General features: G+C 61.9%; 17 protein-coding genes and 1 tRNA gene. 12 read left to right on the forward strand and 6 right to left on the reverse strand.

Features of this window, described 5'->3' with window-relative positions; translation table 11 throughout:
* The first annotated feature begins 103 nt into the window (after positions 1-103).
* Positions 104-604 (forward strand): dehydrogenase, encoded by a 501-nt coding sequence (locus sake_RS02460; protein WP_238147532.1) that lies wholly within the window; start codon positions 104-106, stop codon positions 602-604.
* Positions 605-784: 180 nt separating this feature from the next.
* On the opposite strand, the gene sake_RS02465 is transcribed toward sake_RS02460, so the two are convergent.
* The gene (locus sake_RS02465) at positions 785-1,240 is read right to left on the reverse strand and encodes a MarR family winged helix-turn-helix transcriptional regulator (RefSeq protein ID WP_129358824.1); all 456 of its coding nucleotides are present in this window, start codon (positions 1,238-1,240) and stop codon (positions 785-787) included.
* 126 nt (positions 1,241-1,366) lie between these two features.
* Between sake_RS02465 and sake_RS02470 the strand changes: the two genes are divergently transcribed.
* Positions 1,367-1,552 (forward strand): hypothetical protein, encoded by a 186-nt coding sequence (locus tag sake_RS02470; protein ID WP_129358826.1) that lies wholly within the window; start codon positions 1,367-1,369, stop codon positions 1,550-1,552.
* 88 nt (positions 1,553-1,640) lie between these two features.
* Here the strand turns inward: sake_RS02470 and sake_RS02475 are convergent, their stop codons facing one another.
* The gene (locus sake_RS02475) at positions 1,641-2,276 is read right to left on the reverse strand and encodes a response regulator transcription factor (protein ID WP_129358828.1); all 636 of its coding nucleotides are present in this window, start codon (positions 2,274-2,276) and stop codon (positions 1,641-1,643) included.
* Positions 2,273-3,598, reverse strand: a complete 1,326-nt coding sequence (locus sake_RS02480) for a sensor histidine kinase (protein WP_197964449.1) — start codon at positions 3,596-3,598, stop codon at positions 2,273-2,275. The genes sake_RS02475 and sake_RS02480 overlap by 4 nt, the downstream gene beginning before the upstream one ends.
* Positions 3,599-3,735: 137 nt before the next feature.
* Here sake_RS02480 and sake_RS02485 point away from each other — a divergent pair, with 137 nt between their 5' ends.
* Together sake_RS02485 and sake_RS02490 are read left to right on the forward strand one after the other, a co-directional pair.
* A complete protein-coding gene (locus sake_RS02485) occupies positions 3,736-4,872 on the forward strand; it encodes an ABC transporter permease (protein WP_129358832.1) in 1,137 nt (378 codons plus the stop codon).
* Between the two features lie 5 nt (positions 4,873-4,877).
* Complete coding sequence (locus sake_RS02490; protein ID WP_371811970.1) at positions 4,878-5,627, forward strand: ABC transporter ATP-binding protein; 750 nt, start codon at positions 4,878-4,880, stop codon at positions 5,625-5,627.
* Positions 5,628-5,721: 94 nt separating this feature from the next.
* Here the strand turns inward: sake_RS02490 and sake_RS02495 are convergent, their stop codons facing one another.
* Positions 5,722-6,573 (reverse strand): CoA ester lyase, encoded by an 852-nt coding sequence (locus sake_RS02495; RefSeq protein ID WP_129358834.1) that lies wholly within the window; start codon positions 6,571-6,573, stop codon positions 5,722-5,724.
* A 271-nt stretch (positions 6,574-6,844) separates the two neighbouring features.
* Positions 6,845-6,920: transfer RNA gene (locus tag sake_RS02500), tRNA-Thr, on the reverse strand.
* Between the two features lie 175 nt (positions 6,921-7,095).
* Here sake_RS02500 and sake_RS02505 point away from each other — a divergent pair.
* The 5 genes from sake_RS02505 to sake_RS02525 all read left to right on the forward strand — a co-directional run bounded on the left by sake_RS02505 (position 7,096) and on the right by sake_RS02525 (position 10,907).
* Positions 7,096-7,773 carry an NAD(P)H-binding protein gene (locus sake_RS02505; RefSeq protein WP_178945393.1) on the forward strand — a complete coding sequence of 226 codons (678 nt, stop codon included), beginning with the start codon at positions 7,096-7,098 and terminating at the stop codon, positions 7,771-7,773.
* A gap of 9 nt (positions 7,774-7,782) precedes the next feature.
* On the forward strand, positions 7,783-8,124 hold the full coding sequence (locus sake_RS02510) for an acylphosphatase (RefSeq protein WP_178945394.1): 342 nt from the start codon (positions 7,783-7,785) through the stop codon (positions 8,122-8,124).
* Between the two features lie 80 nt (positions 8,125-8,204).
* A complete protein-coding gene (locus sake_RS02515; RefSeq protein ID WP_129358840.1) occupies positions 8,205-9,128 on the forward strand; it encodes a cation diffusion facilitator family transporter in 924 nt (307 codons plus the stop codon).
* Positions 9,125-9,964, forward strand: a complete 840-nt coding sequence (locus sake_RS02520) for a spermidine synthase (RefSeq protein ID WP_129358842.1) — start codon at positions 9,125-9,127, stop codon at positions 9,962-9,964. The genes sake_RS02515 and sake_RS02520 overlap by 4 nt, the downstream gene beginning before the upstream one ends.
* A gap of 115 nt (positions 9,965-10,079) precedes the next feature.
* On the forward strand, positions 10,080-10,907 hold the full coding sequence (locus sake_RS02525) for a di- and tripeptidase (protein WP_178945395.1): 828 nt from the start codon (positions 10,080-10,082) through the stop codon (positions 10,905-10,907).
* A 79-nt stretch (positions 10,908-10,986) separates the two neighbouring features.
* On the opposite strand, the gene purB is transcribed toward sake_RS02525, so the two are convergent.
* Complete coding sequence (gene purB, locus sake_RS02530; RefSeq protein WP_129358844.1) at positions 10,987-12,438, reverse strand: adenylosuccinate lyase; 1,452 nt, start codon at positions 12,436-12,438, stop codon at positions 10,987-10,989.
* 195 nt (positions 12,439-12,633) lie between these two features.
* On the opposite strand from purB, the gene sake_RS02535 reads away from it, so the two are divergent.
* The 3 genes from sake_RS02535 (at position 12,634) to sake_RS02545 (ending at position 15,917) form a co-directional block, all read left to right on the forward strand.
* Positions 12,634-13,176 (forward strand): hypothetical protein, encoded by a 543-nt coding sequence (locus tag sake_RS02535; protein WP_178945396.1) that lies wholly within the window; start codon positions 12,634-12,636, stop codon positions 13,174-13,176.
* Positions 13,164-14,687 carry a hypothetical protein gene (locus tag sake_RS02540; RefSeq protein ID WP_178945397.1) on the forward strand — a complete coding sequence of 508 codons (1,524 nt, stop codon included), beginning with the start codon at positions 13,164-13,166 and terminating at the stop codon, positions 14,685-14,687. The genes sake_RS02535 and sake_RS02540 overlap by 13 nt, the downstream gene beginning before the upstream one ends.
* A gap of 81 nt (positions 14,688-14,768) precedes the next feature.
* Entirely contained in the window at positions 14,769-15,917 is a 1,149-nt protein-coding gene (locus sake_RS02545; protein ID WP_178945398.1) for a histidinol-phosphate transaminase, read from the forward strand.
* Positions 15,918-15,936 lie beyond the last annotated feature (19 nt).

The raw sequence follows: 15,936 nt of genomic DNA on the forward strand, positions 1-15,936 counted from the left end.
GGCGTCGGCTTCGTGAAGTGACAGTGTGTCAATAAGTCATTGACCCTGTATCCTAGTGAGGTAGACCTAACCCGCTGATGGCGGGCATGCGAGAGGAGGGACCGTGGGGCTCAAGGATTTCGTCCAGGGGAGGCGTGACTCCGCCGATATGGGGCAAGGCGTATGGCGCCGTGCCCATGACCGTTTTCGGCGCGGCCTCGACCGGTTCCACCAGATTCTGGAGAGGGTGGATGACGAGGCCTCTCTCGATGCCCTCATTCCGGCCGCCAATAGACTGGCCGACCTCTTGCCCGAGGTACGAGGGATAGCAACCGGTGCACAGCGGGTGGCGCCCAGCGATTCAACCGATGTTCCGGCCTCGCGGGAAGGTCATTACGCCGATCTGCACCGGGCCCTGTCCAAGGCGGGCAATTCGCTGGCATTGTGTGCTGAGGCCTTGGCCATGATGCGATGCGACGGTGCATGCGCGGGCGGATGCTCCAAGGTTGAGTCGGTCGAGCGGCGAGTAGTCACGGTCGAAGAGCAGGTTGCGGAGGCTGCTCGGCTCCTCCGGCTCGTCGAGGGCTCGGGTGAATCTGCCGATGGGGACGTTTCGGCCGCTTAATGGGCTTGATCTGTGGTGTTTCGTCGAGCGCTCTACAGTCTCGCCGAGTCTCTGGTCGGGCTCGGAGTGCGTGTACGCCTCGAACGGTGCGACGAGCGGCTCCTCGGTCGGTGAAGGCGTTAGCGGTGGGGGAGTCAGCGGCAGTTTCTGGTGCCCGGCGGCCTGAGGCGGACGGTCGCCTCAGCCCTGAGCCCGTACGTGGTTGACGACTTTCATCATCGACGAGTGAAGGGCCTGTAGTTCTTCTTTGTCCATGCCGAGTCGTTGCATCATGATTCCCGGAATCTTCTCGGCCTCATTCCTCAACTCCTTGCCGGTCCGGGTCAGGGCTATGTCGAGGGACCGGTTGTCCTGGGAATTCCTGTCTCGGGTGAGGTAGCCCTGCGTCTCGAGGCGTTTGAGGAGCGGGGAAAGCGTTCCCGAGTCGATGCTCAGGCGTTCACCCAATTCCTTGACCGAAATAGGGGATCGCTGCCACAGGGCGAGCATGACCAGGTATTGCGGATGTGTCAGCTTGAGCGGCTCCAAGACAGGCCGATACGCGGCGATCACACTGCGGGAAGCCAAGGAAATCGCAAAGCAGACCTGGCTTTCCAAGGCGAGGGGATCTTCCGTGGGGAAGTCCGGTTTGTTCATTCGTGTCGCTCCCTACCCGTGAGGAGATTCGTGTGCTGTCGTGGCCGCAATAGATTCTAAACCGGATTGCCTGACGTCATAGTTTGCGTACAATGAGTTTGTACACAAACTAATGGAGGGACAGTCATGAGCAAGCCCCAAAAAGGCGATCAGTTCTCGTTGGGATTCCGACTCCAGAATCGAGCCGTCAGTACCCTCCTGCTGTTTATCGGACCTGCCCAGGGCAGCTCGGAGAGTGACCCTCGGCAGCGTCTCAAGCGCGAGTACAACCGCCGCAAGGCCCTCCACGAGCAGAGGAAGTCGGAAAGCTAACTCCCTCCTGCCGGAGGGACACTTCGCATCGTTCAAAGGCCCCGTTTTCATACTGAAACGGGGCCATTTGGCAACTCGGAGGAGAGGATCAGATCAATTTGCTCTCGCGAGCTTTGGATATCGCGGCCGTCCGATTCTCGACGCCGAGCTTCCCGTAGATGTGCACGAGATGCGTCTTGACGGTCGCCTCGGAAATGAACAGTTTCTTGGACAGCTCACGGTTGCTCAACCCGGTGGCCAACAGGCGCAGTATCTCGGTCTCCCGTTCCGACAGGTTCTGCTCGGGACGTTGCATGCTGGCCATGAGAGCCGCACTGACCTCCGGGGCCAGGGTGCTCTTGCCTGCCGCGGTATCCACGACGGCCCGTCGAAGGGCTTCGGCAGGTGCGTCCTTCAAGAGATATCCGAGGGCACCGGCTCGCACCGCGGCGACGATGTCGGCCTGCGTATCGTACGTCGTCAAGATCAATACCGGCGGACCCTGCATCTCCTTGAATCGGGCGGTAGCGGTGATCCCGTCCATCTCGGGCATCTGTATGTCCATGACCACGAGGTCAATGGCCTGGTCGGTTCCGGTATTCGACTCAGCGATCTCGAGGGCTGACCGGCCGTCGCCGGCTTCGGCCACGACCACGACTTCGTCGAATCCGTCCAAGAGAGCGCGCAATCCAGCTCGCACCACGGGGTGATCGTCGACCAATAGAACCCTGATCTTGGAGCTCATGCTCCCCCTTCGTTGTCGCTTGCGGTGTGCGCAGAGGTCAGCGGGATACGAACCCCGACAGCTGTTCCTTCGCCAGGAGAGGAGTCGACCGAAAGGCTGCCTCCCAAAGTCTCCAGGCGACGACGCAATCCTATGAGGCCGTAACCGCCTTCTGACGAATCGTTCAGACCGGCGGCGGGGTCGAAGCCGTCTCCGTCGTCGAAGATATCCAAGGTGACTTCGGCCTCCCAGACCGCAAGAGTCACCACAGCGAGGTCTGCATTCGCATGTTTTGCGACGTTGGCGAGGCTTCCTTGGGCGGCGCGCAAGAGCGCGGAGGTGACGGGTTGGGGAAGATCGGCTGCGTCCTTGCCTTCGACGCGGAGTTCGCAACGCAAGGACTGGCCAGACGCCGCAGCCTGGCTCTGCGTCCTTTCGCACGTCACGCGCAGTGCGGGAAGGAGCGATTGCCCCAGCTCGGGGGAGGACAAGTCCTTGACGAACCGCCTGGCCTCGTCCAAATTCTCCGATGCAGTTTCCTGGATGGTCCCGACCCAGGACCCAGCCTCGTCCAGACGTCCCGCGGCGAGGCTTCCGGCGGTCGCACGGGACATGAGGACTATGGACGACAGTCCTTGGGCCACAGTGTCGTGGATTTCGCGTGCCAGTCGCTCGCGCTCTTCCATGCGGCCGGCCTGATGTTCTTTCTCGGCGAGCTCGGCTTGCGCGATGCGCAGGGCCTCGGCGACGCGCAGATGGTGGAGCGCTTCGTCGTGCAATGACCGGTATGCCGTGGAAATGATGATCGCCAGGCCTGCGCCCAGCATGGGGCCCAGAAGCGATCCCGGGGTGAAGCTGTCCAATTGGTCGGCACGGGCCAGTTCCCACAGGGGCACGAAAGATGCCATTGCCCAGAGCACCCCGACCGCAATGACCCCCTGCCACAGCTTGAGCAGGTGCAGGAAAAGGAACATTAGAGGAAAAACGACCCACACGAAGTTCGCCGAGATGATGAGCAGCGCGATCCAGACAACGGTGACGCCTCCGAGCCACCACCCGGCAAAACGGCGCGGATTCGCCGCGGTCGTGACGTGACCCGACCGCAACGCTCGGGCATACCTGTTCTCCCACACGGTTCCGGTGAGGTAGATAGCGCCCAAGAGTACGACGGAACAGATCGCGCAGATCGCAGGCACCGTACTCGGGGTGTCGGAGCTTCCGCCGAGATAACGAATCAACCCGAAGACCAGGAGGAAAGCGAACATCACGTGCAGAGCGATGCGCAATGTCTGCAGGACCCGGCTCGGGGCCGCCTGGGGCGCAAGGGTGTTCGGGGAGCTCACACCTCCCACACTAGCGGGGAAGGGCTGACCGGGCATCAACCGAATGGATGACCCGAGGTTCAGCATTCCTTCCGATGTGCGCGTGAGGCATGCGCGGAAGAGTGGGTACCAACGAAATCCACTCGAAAGGAACCAAGATGTTCGTCGGTATCAGAGACGTCTTCTACGCCAAGGGGAGGTTCGCCCTGATCGGTTCGGTCGTCGGGCTGATCACGCTTCTGCTGGTCATGCTCACCGGGCTGACCGGCGGCCTTGCTTCACAAAACACATCGGGGCTCACCGCCATCAATCCGGACAGATTCGCTTTCGGAGCTCCGGCAACAAGCGTCTCCGGCTCGGATTCGGAACATGAAGCGAAGGTCGACTACTCGGCCTCCCAGATCACGCAGAGCCAGGCTCAGAAGTGGGAGGAAACCGACGACGTCGACTCTGCAGTCCCGGTCGGCTTCGCCCAGACGCAGCTCGCGGCCGAAGGCAGCGCTGGAGTTGCGGTCGTCGGCGTCCCGGATGATTCCAACACCGTCGGTGACGCGGTCGGGAAGGCCATCGACGGTTCGACCGAGCCGGGCTCCGGCGGCGTGGTGGTATCCCAGTCCATCGCGGACGACCAAGGCGCAAGCGTCGGGCGCGAGGTCAACATCTCGGGCCAGAAATTCAAGGTCAGCGGCGTCGTCCCGGACGAGTATTACAGCCACAGCCCCATCGCTTGGGTGGATACCGCCGGATGGCAGTCCGTCGCCCACGTCCCTTCAGAGGGTGAGGACGCTGTGGTCGGCACCGCAGTCGCTCTCAAGGGCGACCTGAGCAAGGACGCCTGGAACGACGCCGCCGACAAGACCGGTACCGTGGTGTCCAAGGTCAAGGATTCCTTCTCGGGGCTTCCCGCCTACTCCTCGGAACACAGTTCACTGCTGACCATGCAGGCCTTCCTCTACGGGATCTCGGCACTCGTGACGGTCTCCTTCCTGACCGTGTGGACGATCCAGCGGACTCGTGACATCGCGATTCTCCGCGCTCTCGGTGCCGGTGGCCGCTACCTGATCAAGGACGCCGTCGGTCAGGCGGGCATCGTTCTTGCAGTCGGAGCGGTCCTCGGGCTCGGGCTCGGTGCGGGCCTCGGCTGGTTGGCGCAGAACGGTGTGCCCTTCCAGTTGAGCGCGGGCACAACACTCTTGCCCGCCGCCGGGATCTGGGTGCTCGGGATGCTCGGCTCCCTCGTCGCAGTACGCAAGGTCGCAAAAATTGATCCGCTCATCGCCCTAGGAGGCAACTAAGCATGATGGCCCACGTCGCAGAACATGTAGCAGGAACCCAGCATCGCGAGAAGGAATCAATGCCAGCCCTAGAAATTCACGAAACCACCCTGGAATATCCGGATGGCACCACTGCGGACGGCAAGCCGCGGACCGTAACCGCCCTCGACGCCGTTACCTTCCGGGCAGAGCGCGGGACGATGACCGCGCTCGTCGGGGAGTCGGGGTCCGGCAAATCCTCCCTGCTGGCGGTGGCCGGGGCCCTCGTCGAACCCACAAGCGGTTCGGTCAAGGTCAACGGTATCGAGGCAGTCGGGCAGCCGGAGAAGACGAGGGCAGGGTTGCGTCGCGAGCAGATCGGCGTCGTCTTTCAGCAACCCAACCTCATTCCGTCGCTCACGGCACGAGAGCAACTGCTGGTAGGAGAACACATTCGTGGACTGCGGGGCGCAAAGTTCAAGGAACGCGGCCGCGCGGCCGACGAACTGTTGGCGAGGGTCGGCCTGGAAGGTGCGGGGGATCGCCGTCCGCATCAGCTTTCGGGAGGACAGCGGCAACGGGTCAATATTGCTCGTGCGCTGATGGGCAACCCGGCTCTCCTCCTGGCGGATGAGCCGACCTCGGCCCTGGACCACGAGCGTTCCCTCGAGATCGTCGAGCTGCTCCGCGAGGTCACCCGGGAATTCAACGTGGCGACCGTGATGGTCACCCACGAGACCGACCTGCTGGACAAGGTCGACTCGGTGGTCACGATGCGTGACGGGAAGCTTTCCTGACCACTCACCCAAAAAGGCCCCGGACCCTCAAGGGTCCGGGGCCTTCTGCACGCATACGGGCTCGGGTGACGCGGCGGAGCGGTCAGGCTTTGGGTCAGCGACCCCACATTCCGTACGTCTGAGCCAGCTCGGATACCTTCCGCGCACGGGCGAGACGGGGCAAGTAGGAACCGTCCTTCGGGACCGAACCGCCTTCGTCTTTCTCCAGCATCTCCCGGGCCCAGCTGATCTCCTCTTCGGAAGGAGCCAAACCGTGGTTGATCGTGTCGGTCTGGGCAGGGTTCAGCGTGAGCTTGCCCGTCATACCCATCGATGCGCTCAACCGGCTGGCGTCCAAGAGTCCCTTGTCATCCACGCCGTTGGCGGGACCATCGATCGGTCCCGGCAGCTCTCCCACGCGGGATGCGATGACCAAGGCCGATCGCGGATACGCGAGTGCCAACGGGTCATCGCTGATGCCGGTGTCCTTGCGGTAGTCACCCATACCGAAAGCCAGACGGAAAGTTCCGGGAGCCTTGGCGATGTCGACCGCATTGACGATCCCGACGGCCGACTCGATCAGTGCAATGACCGGTGTGCCCGCGTGGGACATCATGGCCGTGCGGGTGACGTGATTGGGATGCTCGGTCTTGGCCAGCACCAATCCGCGAAGACCTTTGGCACTGGTCAGTGCGGCCAGGTCGTCTTCCCAGAATTTGGTGGTGATGTCGTTGATACGGACCCACGCGCGCATGCCGTTGTTGAGGGCGTTGACGACGTTCTCGCGGGCTTGTTCCTTCTGGTCGGCCGGGACCGCGTCTTCCATGTCGAGGATGATCGAGTCCGCTTCCGACTCGTAATTCGGCTCGAAGGAGGCAACGTTCACGGCAGAAGTCAGCAACCAAGAACGTGAGAGGCGTGCTGGGAGGTCCGCGGCGCGTTCGTTGCGATGATAAGTAGTCGTCAAATTAAAACCTCACTCGTTAACTCAGTTTCGTCCTCATTGTGGCAAATGCTTCGGTTGAAGGGCGAGGGGCGTGCCGGCCCGTGCTGCGGGCTTCCAACCCCAGCGGTGCTGATTCCGGTCCGCGCGTCCAGGGTCCTTCGGTCGTTTCCTGTTCACGGAACGACGGCGCGGGGAACGGCCCACATCGGATTCAGCTTCTTCGAAGGATCGCGTCCACGGATGCAACAGTAAGGCCCCGAAACCAGCGTGGTTCCGGGGCCTTACTGTTACATGGAGCCCCCTGCCGGAATCGAACCGGCGACCTTTTCGTTACGAAGGAAACGCTCTACCGACTGAGCTAAGGAGGCCTGCGCTCACGCTTTGCGGTCACGGACCGCTCCACAGCGCGAATGTCACTTTAGCAGAAGATATCCGGATGCCACCAACTCATATGACCCGTCGATCAGAAGGGGTTACGGCATAAATGCGTGGGTGCGATGGTTGTGGTGGAAGACAGACAAACGCTTTCAAAAGGAGTTGACTATGGGACACGTAGGAATTATCGGTGGACACGGCAAGATCGCGCTCCTGACGGCACCACTTTTGGTCGACGAAGGCAACACCGTCACCTCGATCATCCGCAAGCAGGACCAAGTCGGCGACGTCGAAGAGACCGGCGCCAACGCCCTGGTCAAGGACATCTCGGATCTCTCGACCGAGCAGATGACCGAGGTCTTCAAGGACCAGAACTTCGACGCCATCATCTGGTCTGCAGGTGTGGGTGGCGGCGACCCCGAGCGCACGTGGGAGGTCGATCGTGACGCAGCAATCCGATCGATGGACGCCGCGGAGAATGCCGACGTGAAGCGTTACCTCATGGTTTCCTACCTGGGCGCCTCCTTCGATCACGGCGTTCCTGAGGACGACGATTTCTACGCCTACGCCCAGTCGAAGGCAGAAGCGGATCAGCATTTGCGCGAGACCGGTCTGGACTGGACCATCATGGGCCCGACCGCGCTCTCGCTCGACGAGCCCTCCGGCAAGATCAACGTCACCACCGAAGCAGGCGGAAACAAGGCATCCCGCGCCAACGTGGCTCGAGTCCTGGCGGCCGCCCTCGCGGACGAGACCACCGTGCGCAAGGCTTTGCCCTTCACCGACGGTGATACCCCGATCGCCCAGGCTCTCGCGGACGCACCCGCGACGGACAAGCTGGCCTAGGGGAGCCCCATGGGACTCTGGGATTCCATCCGAGGCAAGGATCAGTCTCCGGCAGGATCCGACGTCGCCGCAGCCCTCCCGGAGGCGCGCTTGGAAGCGCTGGTCTCCGGGAGAGTCCAGGGTGTCGGATTCCGCTGGTGGACTCGCGGCATCGCCCAGGAACACGAACTGATCGGCTACGCGGAAAACCTGCCGGACGGCCGCGTGGAAATCGTGGCCGAAGGCTCGCGGAAAGGCGTGGACGCATTGTATGCCGCGCTGACTTCCGGAGATACGGCAGGTCACGTCAGTGACGTCGATCAATCGAGGCCTGAACCCACCGGTGAGTTCAGGGAATTCGATGTGAGGTAATACCGCAGAACTGCCCTTCACCACGCACACCCCCTGCGATAAAATATAAGTAAACGCTTATGAATGGAGGTGCGGTTCCGATGGGGCACAATCACGATCACGGTCATCAGCACGGTGCCGGTGCGGGGCGCACACGTCTGGCGGTCGCCTTCGGCATCTCGATTCTCATATTCCTTGCCCAAATGATCGGTGCCGTGCTCACCGGTTCTTTGGCGTTGCTCTTCGACACCGTTCATGTCTTGACCGACGCCGCCGGGCTGGCAATGGCCCTCGGCGCCGCGGTGCTCTCATCCCGGCCCGCCACGGACCATCGGACGTGGGGGTGGAAACGGGTGGAAATCCTGGTGGCCGCGGTCCAGGCGACGGTACTGATCGTCGTCGGAATCATGGTGATCATCGAGGCAATTCAACGGTTCTCCCACCCGCAGCCGATCGCCGACCGAGAACTCATCGTCTTCGGCATCGTGGGACTCCTCGGCAATATCGCGGCCATTGTCGTCCTGTTCGGCGGGGAGAAGAACCTTAATCTCAGGGCCGCGTTTTTGGAAGTCGTCAACGATGCTCTGGGCTCGGTTGCCGTGATCATTTCAGCGCTCGTCATTGCCTCCACCGGCTGGATGCAAGCCGACGCCGTGGTCGCGTTGCTCATCGGTGCCCTGATCATTCCGCGAGCTGCTCTCATTCTGCGAGAGTCGGTCAGCGTACTCTTGGAGAGCGCCCCACCGGGGCTCGACATGGAAGACGTGAAACGGCACCTCGAGGACCATCCTCGCGTGGTCAAAGTTCACGATCTCCACGCGAGCAGGATTTCGACCGACCTTCCCGTTCTGACTGCCCACGTGGTCCTGGACGACGAGAGCTTCAAGGACGGGCAGAGCGCGCAGTTGCTCTGCGAAATTCAGAAGTGCATTTCCGAGCACTTCGACGTGTCGATTGCCCATTCGACGATCCAACTCGAACCGAAGAGTCACTACGACCACGAAGCCGGGGAATTCATCGTATGAGCCGAGGCCACAGCGTCCATCTGGGGCTCTCGGGACTCAACGCGGTGATTCTTCCGGACGGCTTCAGCGACAACGGCTACGTCCTGGACATCGGGGGTGCCGAACAATCGCATGTCGATCTTGATCATCCCGAAAGTATCTTCTACGAGTACCTTCGCCGCGTCGGCAATATCGTGGATACGATCGCCCCTCCGGGCGAGCCGATTTCCGCCGCGCATCTAGGGGCCGGTGGTTTGACGTTGCCCCGATATATTCAAGCCACCCGACCGGGATCGCCCCAAACAGCCGTGGAGATCGAGCGCGAGCTGCCTTCATTGGTCCTGCGCGAATTGCCGCTTCCCGCCGGTACACGTTTGAACATGCTGACCGACGACGCCCGTGCAGCGCTTTCCAGACTGACGCAAGACGCGAGGTCCGAGGGCGGTGACGGGCTGGACCTGGTCTTCGTCGATATATTCTCGGGCAAGGATTCACCCGAACATTTGGCGTGCCGGGACTTCTACGCGGAAGCGCTCGCGACACTCTCCGACAGAGGCGTTCTGGTCGTCAATGTGGGTGACGACCCCGGTCTTCGATTCTTTGCCAGACAAGCACAATTCCTGTCAGACACCGCCTGCGAGGACCCTCGGATCGGGACGGCCTCGGGAGCCTGGACGTTGGCAGATGCAACCATGATCTCCGGCCGTCAGGAAGGTAACTTGATTCTCGCGGCCGGGCCGGGATTGTCCACGGGGTCCCGGGACTTCGTGCAGCGCTGGAAGGAAGCAGGGCCGCACCCCGCTGAGGTTCTGGACCCTCTCCAGACGCAGGATTTCACCCGAAAACTGGGATCGTAAAGACGCCCTCGATGGGTGGCCTGTGGTTTATGCGCTCTCGGCTGAGTGCGGTTGTGCACTTGCGTGCGCGTGGTTAGATGTGAGTATGGCACCGAAGTTTCCCTTTGATTCCGCAATGAAAAACGCATTCGACGACAGCGGGCAACCAAAGCCGGCTCTGAACAAGGCCCTGGACACCGTTTTGCGGGTTCAACGGCCGCTCGTCGTCACCTCGATCAAAAAACTCCGGAAAAAGCACCCCGATGAAACCCCGGAGCAGATCGCACATCGTTTGGAAAAGCTCTATCTGCGCGATGTCACGGTCGGCGGTGGCGCCGTGGGCGCCTCTGCGTTCATCCCGGGGATCGGCACTGTCACATCAGTCGGCCTATCGGTCGTGGCGGTGGGCGGGTACCTTGAACGCACCGCGATCTACGCGCAGTCCATGGCGGAGCTCTTCGGGGCTCACGTGGAGGACCCCGAGAAGGCCCGCACCATGGTCATGGCCCTCATGCTCGGCGAAGACGGCGCCGTTCTCATGCAGCAGATCTTGGGGCAGTCCGGGCGAACAGCCGGAATCTCCAATAAATGGGGCCTCATGATGGGCAAGGACGATGGGAAAGGTTTCAGCGTCTCCAAGACCATCCGCAATATGTTCGTCAAGCGCTTCCTGGCCCGTCAATCCGGAGCGATGCTCGGCCGGGCCCTGCCGTTCGGTCTGGGGGCCGTCGTCGGCGGCGGCGCCAACCTTGCACTGGGCCGTCAGGTCATCAAATCGACCAAGGAAGCCTTTGGCAAGGCACCCTCCTTGTTCCCGGACTCTCTCCAGCTGGACGGCAGGGCACCGAAGTTCGACGATCCGCAGGAAGAGAAGAAGGCCCAAGCACTTGCGGGCGATCTCCCGGCCGGCGCTGACAAGAAAGACAAAGACGCCAAGGCCAAGGGCGCCGGGACGGACGAGTAATTCTTCTCCGCTCCGTTGCGCACACCCTCTTCCAGCGGAGACGGATGTGCGCAACTGAGCGTGATCCCGTGAGGGCTCGCTACTTCACGTAGTCGACGAGCCGGCCAGCGATCCCGTTGTAGGTTGCGGGCGTCAGATTCTTGAGTCGTTCTTCCGCTTCGGGGGAAAGGCCCAAGCCGGACACGAACTCGACCAAGCGTTCCTGGTCCACGCGATGCCCGCGTGTCAGATCTTTCAGCCGCTCATAGGGGTTGTCCATTCCTTCGACCCCGGCGATCGCTTCCGCGCGCATGACCATTTGAATTGCCTCGGCCAGGACCTCCCAGTTGCTGTCGAGGTCCCGTGCGAGAGCGTCTTCTGCGACGTCGAGCTTGGTCAAGCCTTTGGTCACGTTGGACATTGCGAGCATCGAATGGCCGAAGGCCACGCCGATGTTGCGCTGCGAAGAAGAATCGGTCAGATCGCGCTGCCACCTGGAGGTCACGAGTGTTTCTGCGAGCGTGTCCAGAAGCGAGCACGAGATTTCCAGGTTGGCCTCGGCATTTTCGAAGCGGATCGGATTGATCTTGTGAGGCATGGTCGACGAGCCCGTGGCTCCCTCGACCGGAATCTGCCGGAAATATCCGATTGAGATGTACGACCAGATATCCGTGCAGAGATTGTGCAGCACACGGTTGAAGTGCGCGATGCTCGAGTAAAGCTCCGCCTGCCAATCGTGCGACTCGATCTGCGTCGTCAAAGGGTTCCAGGTCAGGCCAAGGTGCTCCACGAAACCGCGAGACACCTTCTGCCAGTCGACCTGGGGTGCAGAAGCGTAGTGAGCGGCGTATGTGCCGGTCGCACCATTGATCTTGCCCAGGAACTCCTGGTTTTCCACGTGTTTGATCTGCCGCTGGAGGCGGAACGCGAGGACGGCCATTTCTTTGCCGAGGGTCGTCGGCGTCGCCGGCTGCCCGTGGGTCCGGGACATCATGGGAATATCACGGGCCGATTCGGCCAGGTCGGTCACCACACCGACGAGCTCCCGCGCGGCAGGTGCCCACGCGTTGTGGACCGCGTCCCGGATGCCCACGGCGTAGGAAAGATTGTTGATGTCTTCCGATGTGCATCCGAAATGCACGAGCGGTTTGAGATGACCTAGGCCCAGTGCATCGAGGCGATTTCCGATGAAATATTCGACCGCCTTGACGTCATGCACTGTCACGGCTTCGATCTCGGCCAATTCCTTGATCGAGTCGGCGTCGAAATCGGTCACGATGGCGCGCAGACCCGCTACCTGGTCCTCCGTCAGAGGGGCAAGACCGGGCAGAACCTCATTGCGGCAGAGGTAGATGAACCATTCGACCTCGACGTGCACGCGATCGCGATTGAGCGCCGCTTCCGAGAGGTAATCCGTCAACGGTGTGGTCTGGGGCTGGTACCGACCGTCCAGGGGCCCGAGGGCAATGGGAGGGGAGACCTGGGTCAGGCTTGTGCGCCCGTTCGGGAGAGTCGAACTGGACAGATTGGTGTTCTCTGAAGAATTGGCCATGCCTTTATTGTGGCACGGCCACCACGCCCCTCCGAGTTTGTCCACAGGGCAATCAACACTGAAGGAACTCAACGGTTGTCCACACGGTGGCGGGATACCGGACGCTGTGGGAGACGCCCCGACTCTCCATGGGCCAGGATGTTCGGCATCGAAGCGGACAAGTGATCCGCTTCCCCGGGGGAGGAAAGGGAAGAAATGGATATCGTGTCCGCGCTGGGGCTGGTGGCGCCCATGGTCGTACGGCGTGCGGGAATGGCCGCCGAAGAAAGACTCACGGACCTCGCGGAACAATTGGCAGGGCAATTGGCTTCCGTACGGTCAGCCGGGGCAAGAGTCGAGGGGACGGCCCAGACCACGTGGGAATCCGCGGCGGCGGAACTGTTCCGGGAGGGCATTCGCCGCCAAGCCGCACGATCTCACGCCGCAGAAGAAGCGATGCGCAGGGCAGAATCCCGTGTACGGCGGGCGGGCGTGGAGATCCGTCATCGGCTCGAACAGATCTCACACGAGTTGGCGGGTTGGGAAGAGAAAATGGTGCAAACCGCCGGTCGGGTCGCTTCGGAGGCGGAAACTCGATCCCGAGAGGCGGTGGGAACGGCCGCTTTCGGATCCGCGGCCCTGCTGGACTCCAACGCAGTCCGGCAGCTGAGGAGCGCATACGAGAACACCGTGGAATCCTCCCTCGTCCGAGACGCCTTGGCCGCCGTGGCCGCAGGAAACCACGGGTGTGCACAATGACCACGCCGTGGAACGCCAGCCTTCGCGAATGGTGCATCTTCGGACTCGCCCCGGCCCAAGCAACGGGCGCATTCCAGGTCGGTTGGGGCGCAGTGCCTGCCGGTAGCGCGACGGTGCGCACGTCAACGTCGCAGCAAAGGATCGACACCGAAGAGATTGCCCGCCTCGAGGCCGAATTGCAGGGAGCTGGAGAAATCTACGGTGGAGCCGTGGTCGCGGCCGTTGCTCTTCGGACCGAGATCGAACACCTTTGGGCCCGCATTTCCTCGGAAGCGGTCGTGGCCGCGCAGGAGCTCGACGAAGCGCAGAAACTTCTACTGTCCTTAGGGTCGTCCGTGGCCGAGTACGGTGCGAAACTCCATCTGGCCCGGACGTCCTATGAGGAGGCAGAGCACCTCGCTGAGGTTCTGGTCAGCGGCTTTGACGCTGTCCACTCTCTTCCCTACCGCCATCTTTACGGATCCGCGATGTTCAGCGGAGGTAATCCTCTGGGCCTCCTGGCCGCCGTGGGAACCTTCGCGGCCACGGGTGGTGCGATTCTCGCGGCCGACGCCTCGGTCCGCGGAACGGCCGCAGCAACGCGTTCATCGATCAAGGGCAGCGGCATTCCCCTGGAACATCTGCGCCTGGACGTCGCCCGGGTCAAACAGCTCAGGCGGCGCATGGGCCTGGGGCTCGTTCGTTTGAGAGACTTCCGGCGCGTCGAGTCTTCTGCCATGACGGTGATGAGCGAGGCGGCCAACGTATCTACTATTGCGGAGGGCCTCAAGAAGGCAGGGGAACGCGATATCGTGCACGATGCCGCTCACGGTCCCCAGAACCGCGTGTCCCTGGCCCATATCGACGTGAGGGTCGTGCACAGACCGGATGGCACGAAATCCTTCGTGGTCTCGATCCCCGGGACTGACTTTGACAATCTTTCGAGCCGAACGGATCCTGACGGCGCCTACAGTATCCTCGACGTCGTGACCACAAGCCCCGGTACGCCCTTATCGGAGTCCCCAGGGCTCATGCAGATGGTCGATCGAGCTCTCCAGGAGGCAGGCGCCGGATCCACGGACCCCGTCATTCTCTCCGGTTTCAGCCAAGGCGGAATGACCGCCATGAGCCTTGCTGCGAACCGAGAATTTTCGCGGCGGTACACCATCCGTGGGGTAGTGACCACGGGGACGCCTACCGTCACCTACCGAGGAGTCGACCCGAAGACCAAAGTCCTTCACCTGGCAGACGTGAACGATCCGGTCCCGGTCCTGACCGGCGGGGGCTCCGACCCAGGCAACGATCACGCCGTCGTCGTGAGCAGCAACGTCGGGAAAGGCGGGGCAATCCAGATGACGCACGACGCCGAGACATATGTGCGGGCCGCTCGGGTCGCCGACCGCGAATTGGCGCGGACCTCCGAGGGGCAAGAACAGCAACGAATGATTCAGGAAGCGATTCCTGTCGGGGCATCCGTTCAGACCCTGACTTTCGAAGCATCATCCGAGTCCTATGACCGCAGGATGAAGTGACGGTCGACCTCAAGCATGGCACGGAGAGCGTTGGCGTGACCGTTGACACTTTTGCTCGAATGAGCGGATACAGTGGAATTCATGAGCGAAAATCTGATCCCCCATGACGAAAGAATCACCCCGCGACATGTCTTCAGCGCATTGCCGAAGTACGCCGCGGGGAAGCCGCCCCGTGCGGTCGAAGGCCTTCAACAATACAAGTTGTCCTCGAATGAGAACCCCTTCGGCCCGGTTCCGGCTGTTCAGTCAGTGATCCAGAAATTTTCGACATCCAACCGTTATCCCGATCCGTTGTGCACGGAGCTTTGCGCGGTTCTGGGACGGCACCTCGGTGTCGACCCGGATGACATCGTCACCGGTGCGGGGAGCCTCGGAGCTCTCGCCCAGATCCTCGCGGCCTTCGCGGGTGGCAACGAAGACGGCAGCCAGGATGAGGTCATCTACCCGTGGAGATCCTTCGAGGCGTACCCGATCGTCACAGGTCTTGCGGGAGCCAAGGAAGTGCGTATACCCAATTTGGCCAACGGCGAGCATGATCTGGACGCCATGGCCGATGCGATCACCGATCGCACCAAGGTTGTCATCCTGTGCACACCCAACAACCCGACCGGGCCGGCCCTGACAAAGAAAAAGGTCCAGGAATTCATGGCCAAGGTCCCGTCCCGCATCGTGGTTGTGTTGGACGAGGCCTACCTCGAGTTCTGCCAGGCTTCCGAACTCAACGAGCAGGAAAGAAGCGAAGGCGGGCTCGCGGAGGGTATAGATCTCTACCCCGACTACCCGAACCTCGTGCTCCTCCGCACATTCTCCAAAGCCGCCGGGCTCGCCGGTTTGCGGGTCGGATACTCGATTTCGCACCCGGAAGTCACACAGTACCTCCGCGTTTCGGCCACGACCTTCGCCGTGACCAAATTGGCCGAGGAAGCTGCCATCGCTTCGGTCGAACACGCCGACGACGTCGAGCAACAGGTCCGGCATCTCGTCTCGGAGCGAACGCGCGTCGTCAATGCCCTGGAGGAACAGGGTTGGGACATCCCTACGACCCGTGCGAACTTCGTATGGCTTCCCTTGGGCGAAAAATCTCAGGACTTCGCGCAGCTAGCCGATGAGAACGCGTTGTCCGTGCGTGCGTTCCAGCCCGAAGGCGTCCGGGTCAGCATCGGAGAAGATGAGGCGAATTCGAGATTCATTCGGATCGCCGGAGAGTTCCTGGGCAACTCCGGCAGGTAGGCTAAGGGTGTATTTTTTG

Source organism: Kocuria sp. TGY1127_2, assembly GCF_013394385.1.
Lineage (GTDB): Bacteria > Actinomycetota > Actinomycetes > Actinomycetales > Micrococcaceae > Rothia.